This window comes from Microbacterium sp. (assembly GCF_011620715.1).
Lineage (GTDB): Bacteria > Actinomycetota > Actinomycetes > Actinomycetales > Microbacteriaceae > Microbacterium.
The window spans coordinates 1-4,592 of the sequence record NZ_WOYP01000093.1 but is presented as its reverse complement, the minus strand read 5'-3'; the positions used below and the strand labels follow the sequence as shown (position 1 = coordinate 4,592).

5 protein-coding genes are annotated in these 4,592 nt (G+C 70.0%); 2 read left to right on the top strand and 3 right to left on the bottom strand.

Annotated elements, in window-relative coordinates; translation table 11 throughout:
- Positions 1-34: 34 nt before the first annotated feature.
- From QZV84_RS09500 to QZV84_RS09490, 3 genes are all read right to left on the bottom strand, one after another.
- Positions 35-1,171 carry a 5-(carboxyamino)imidazole ribonucleotide synthase gene (locus QZV84_RS09500; protein WP_292828821.1) on the bottom strand — a complete coding sequence of 379 codons (1,137 nt, stop codon included), beginning with the start codon at positions 1,169-1,171 and terminating at the stop codon, positions 35-37.
- Positions 1,172-1,249: 78 nt separating this feature from the next.
- Positions 1,250-1,813, bottom strand: coding sequence for a PH domain-containing protein (locus QZV84_RS09495; RefSeq protein ID WP_292828818.1), 564 nt, complete (start codon positions 1,811-1,813; stop codon positions 1,250-1,252).
- Between the two features lie 50 nt (positions 1,814-1,863).
- Positions 1,864-2,658 carry a biotin--[acetyl-CoA-carboxylase] ligase gene (locus QZV84_RS09490; RefSeq protein WP_292828815.1) on the bottom strand — a complete coding sequence of 265 codons (795 nt, stop codon included), beginning with the start codon at positions 2,656-2,658 and terminating at the stop codon, positions 1,864-1,866.
- A gap of 109 nt (positions 2,659-2,767) precedes the next feature.
- Here QZV84_RS09490 and QZV84_RS09485 point away from each other — a divergent pair, with 109 nt between their 5' ends.
- Both QZV84_RS09485 and QZV84_RS09480 read left to right on the top strand, forming a co-directional pair.
- Positions 2,768-4,357, top strand: coding sequence for an acyl-CoA carboxylase subunit beta (locus QZV84_RS09485; RefSeq protein WP_292828812.1), 1,590 nt, complete (start codon positions 2,768-2,770; stop codon positions 4,355-4,357).
- Entirely contained in the window at positions 4,354-4,590 is a 237-nt protein-coding gene (locus tag QZV84_RS09480; RefSeq protein WP_292828809.1) for an acyl-CoA carboxylase subunit epsilon, read from the top strand. The genes QZV84_RS09485 and QZV84_RS09480 overlap by 4 nt, the downstream gene beginning before the upstream one ends.
- Positions 4,591-4,592: the final 2 nt, after the last annotated feature.

Genomic DNA, 4,592 nt, shown 5'->3' with positions numbered 1-4,592 from the left:
CACCACCTCGGCGGGGGCGGGCCGGCCGGGGCGGTCAGTCGAGGAAGAAGGATGCCGCGGCACGCGCCTGGTAGGCGACCTCGTCGAGGTCGTCGCCGGCGACGTTGACGTGCCCCACCTTGCGACCGGGACGAGAAGCCTTGCCGTACGCGTGGATCTTCGCGGCGGGGTGCTCGGCCATCGCCGCAGCGAACCGCTCGTCGATCGACCCCTCGGCCGGTCCGCCGAGGATGTTCACCATGACCGACCATTCTGCGCGCGGCTCGGGATCGCCCAGCGGCAGGTCGAGCACTGCGCGCAGATGCTGCTCGAACTGACTCGTCACAGCGCCGTCCTGGCTCCAATGGCCGCTGTTGTGCGGCCGCATCGCGAGCTCGTTGACAAGCAGCCGCTCGTCAGTGGTCTCGAACAGCTCGACCGCCAGCATCCCGGTGACATCGAGGCCTTCGGCGATTCCGACCCCGATGCGCGCGGCGACGTCGGCGAGCCGGCCGGCCGCATGCGGCGCGGGCGCGATGACCTCCGCGCACACTCCACCCCGCTGCACGGTCTCGACCACGGGGTAGGCGCGGACCTCGCCGGACGGGCGGCGGGCGACCTGCTGCGCGAGCTCTCGCGTGAAATCCACCAGCTCCTCGACCAGGAGGGCGCCTCCGTGCGCGTCCTCGGCGAGCGCGGCGAACCAGTCGTCGGCCTCCGTCGCCGCCGACACGACGCGCACGCCCTTTCCGTCGTAGCCGCCGCGCGGGGTCTTGACGACGGCGCGTCCGTCGTGGGCTTCGAGAAATCTCTGCAGCTCGTCCGGTCCGGTGACGGCCGCCCACTCCGGCTGCGGCATCCCAAGTTCCTGCATCCGGGCCCGCATGACGAGCTTGTCCTGCGCGATCCGCAGCGCCCCGGGACCGGGCCGCACCACGATTCCCGCCGCCACGAGGGTGGCGAGCACATCCTGCGGGACGTGCTCGTGGTCGAACGTGATCACGTCCACCCCGCGGGCGAAATCGAGCACGGTGGCGGCGTCGCGGTAGTCGCCGACCGCTGTCGCTGCCGGCGATGCCGACATCCCGTCCTCTTCGGCGAGCACGTGCAGCTCGATCCCCAGTTCGACCGCCGGCGCGATCATCATGCGCGCCAGCTGTCCACCGCCGACGACTCCGACTCGCAACGCCATGAGCATCCTTCCGGTCGCTTGCTCCGCTCCCATCATCCCGCAGGCGCGGGGCGCGTCCACCCGCTTGCGGGGGGCGCGTCAGGGCACGGGCGGAGGCGGCGGCATCGGCGGCAAGGCCTGCGCGTCGCGGTGTGCCAAAATCTGGTTGACCTCGACCTGGTCGATGAGGGCCTCGTGCACGAGCGCGACGCTCGGAACGTTCGCCAGCACCAGCGGTTCGTCGACGCCGTTGGAGAGGGTGAGCGTGCCGGCTCCCCACATCCGCTGCACGAGACCGCGGGTCTCCTGGATCGTGTAGCCGCGCACGTGAGTCAGCTCGCGCCGGTGGACGCCGAAGATTCCCCGCCGCTCCATCACCCGCCGGGTGGTGATCGTGTAGACGTGCGCCCACCACGAGAGGAAAGGCAGGAGCACCAGGAACAGCACCACGACCGCGGCGGCGGTCAGCAGCATCCAGTTCTCGAGCGGCGCCGGAAGATTCCCGTAGAGATAGCCCAGCGCGCCGGCGACCGCGACCAGCACGAGAGCTGACCAGACCAGCCGGAGCGCGCGTCCGCGAAACCTCGCGACCCGCAGCTCGGGCGTGGGCGCGCCGGGCACCATCATGGGCGCTCTGCCGCCATACGTGGTCGGCTGGGTCATGCTCCCATTGTGAGGCCCGGCGGCGACACCGAGGGCTGCCACGCCCACTCTCAGCGCACGTGGACGACGTCTCCGGCCGACACGGCCGTCTCGACCTCACCGGCCAGGACCACCAGCCGGCCCTCACGGTCGATTCGCTCGGCGCGCCCGTGCAGCTGCGTGCCGTCCGGCAGTGACACGACGACCTCCGATCCGATCGTGGTGCACAGCGTCTCGATCTCGCCGAGGACACCAGCCGCGGCGGCGTCGCCCTGAGCCGCCGCGAGTGCGCTCAGCTGGGCATCCAGCGCGACGAGGTAATCAGCGAGCAGGCGATCCTCGTCGACTTCCAGCCCGACAGCGAGGAACGACGTGGCTGTTTCGACCGGCAGGTCGGCGCGGGCCATTCGCGTGTTCACGCCCACGCCGATCACGACCGCCTCCGGATGCCCGGGCACGACCTCTGCGAGGATGCCGCTCACCTTGCCCCCGTCAAGCAGCACGTCGTTCGGCCACTTCAGCCCGGCGCGGTGTCCCGTGCCGCGCAGCTGGTCGAGCACCGCGCGCGTCATGGCGGCGCCCGCGATCAGCGGGATCCATCCGCGCGCCGGCACCGGCAGATCGGGCACGCGCACCAGCACCGAGACGGCCAGCCCGGTTCCGGGGGGTGCCGTCCAGGTGCGATCGAGGCGCCCGCGCCCGGCGCGCTGATCGGTGGTCAGCATGACCGACAGGTGCGGCCACTGCTCGGGCGAGGCGGCGGCCGCCTTGAGGAGGTCGGCGTTGGTCGAGCCGGTCGACTCGATCACCTGCAGGCGGGGCGAAACGGCGGCAGAGCGGGGGTACCCCTGAAGCGGAATCGACATGAGCATCAGCCTACGCTGGCCGACCATGGCACACACGGACAGCGGATGCGGCGCCCCCTTGTGCGAACTCTCCAACCTGACGGGCAAACCCGCCGATAGTCTGGTACGCGTGACCGATCAGCCCGACCTCTCGACCACTGCCGGCAAGATCGCCGACCTCCGCTCGCGCTTCCAAGAGGCCGTGGTCGACGCGGAGCAGTCGGCTCAGCAGAAGCAGCACGCGAAGGGCAAGCTCACCGCGCGTGAGCGCATCGAGATGCTGGTCGACCTGGGGAGCTTCGTCGAGTTCGACGAGTACGTGCGTCACCGCACCACCGCGTTCGGCATGGACAAGTCGCGGCCATACGGCGACTCGGTCGTGACCGGCGTCGGCACGATCCACGGCCGCAACGTTGCGGTGTACGCCCAGGACTTCTCGACGTTCGGCGGATCTCTCGGCGAGGTCGCCGGCGAGAAGATCGTCAAGGTCATGGAGTTCGCCCTCCGCGGCGGGATTCCGATCATCGGCATCCTGGACTCCGGAGGCGCCCGCATCCAGGAGGGCGTCGTCGCGCTCGGCAAGTACGGCGAGATCTTCCGCCTGAACACCCGAGCCTCCGGCGTGATCCCGCAGATCTCGCTCATCATGGGGCCGGCCGCGGGCGGCGCGGTCTATTCCCCCGCCCTGACCGACTTCGTGATCATGGTCGACAAGACCAGCCAGATGTTCGTGACCGGCCCCGACGTGATCAAGACCGTCACCGGCGAGGACGTCGGCATGGAGGAGCTCGGCGGCGCATACACCCACAACACCCGCTCGGGCGTCGCCCATTACCTCGCCGAGGACGAGGACGACGCGATCGACTACGCGCGCACGCTTCTCGGCTTCCTCCCCGACAACAACATGGCCGAGCTCCCGCTGTACGAGAGCGAGTTCGAGTTCGAGACGACGGATGCCGACCGCTTCCTGAACACGATCGTGCCGGATTCCGCGAATCAGCCGTACGACATCCACCAGGTCATCTCGCACATCGTCGACCATGGCGACTTCCTCGAGGTGCAGCCCCTGTTCGCCCCGAACATCGTCGTCGGGTTCGGCCGCATCGAAGGTCGCACCGTCGGCATCGTCGCCAACCAGCCCTCGCAGATGGCGGGCACCCTGAACATCCGCGCCGGCGAGAAGGCCAGCCGGTTCGTGCGGTTCTGCGACGCGTTCTCCGTTCCGATCGTGACTCTGGTCGATGTGCCCGGCTACCTGCCCGGTACCGACCAGGAGTGGGAAGGCGTCATCCGTCGCGGTGCGAAGCTGCTCTACGCCTACGCCGAAGCGACTGTGCCGCTCGTGACCGTGATCCTGCGCAAGGCCTACGGCGGCGCGTACATCGTGATGGGGTCCAAGCAGCTCGGCGCCGACATCAACCTCGCCTGGCCCACGGCCGAGATCGCGGTGATGGGCGGCCAGGGTGCCGTGAACATCCTCTACCGCGGCGAGATCAAGCGAGCGGAGGAGGCCGGCGAAGACGTCGCCGCCGTGCGCACGCGTCTGGCGAACCAGTACACCCACGACGTGGCATCCCCGTTCCTGGCCGCCGAGCGCGGTGAGCTTGACGGCATCATCGAACCCGCTCAGACCCGGGTGGCCGTCGCGAAGGCGCTGCGCGCCCTGCGCGGCAAGCGGGCCAGCCTGCCGCCGAAGAAGCACGGTAATATCCCGCTATGACGGGTTCGACCGGCGACGCGCAGCCCGCTGACAGCATGCGCGTCGATGTGCTGCAGGGCGATCCCACCGGCGACGAGCTCGCGGCCCTGATCGCGGTCGTGACCGAGGCCTATGCCGAGGAGTCGGCCGGCGCGACCGCCGACGACGAGCCCGCCCGTTCCGGGTGGGCGCTGTCGCAGCGCGCGCTGCGCACGCCGCTGCGGCGCGACCTCGGCTGGGGCAGATTCGGATAGCC

Bases quoted from the DNA above. Each gene is read 5' to 3' on its own strand.
- QZV84_RS09500 (WP_292828821.1), bottom strand. From the start codon at position 1,171: ATGGCGTTGCGAGTCGGAGTCGTCGGCGGTGGACAGCTGGCGCGCATG.
- QZV84_RS09495 (WP_292828818.1), bottom strand. From the start codon at position 1,813: ATGACCCAGCCGACCACGTATGGCGGCAGAGCGCCCATGATGGTGCCC.
- QZV84_RS09490 (WP_292828815.1), bottom strand. From the start codon at position 2,658: ATGTCGATTCCGCTTCAGGGGTACCCCCGCTCTGCCGCCGTTTCGCCC.
- QZV84_RS09480 (WP_292828809.1), top strand. From the start codon at position 4,354: ATGACGGGTTCGACCGGCGACGCGCAGCCCGCTGACAGCATGCGCGTC.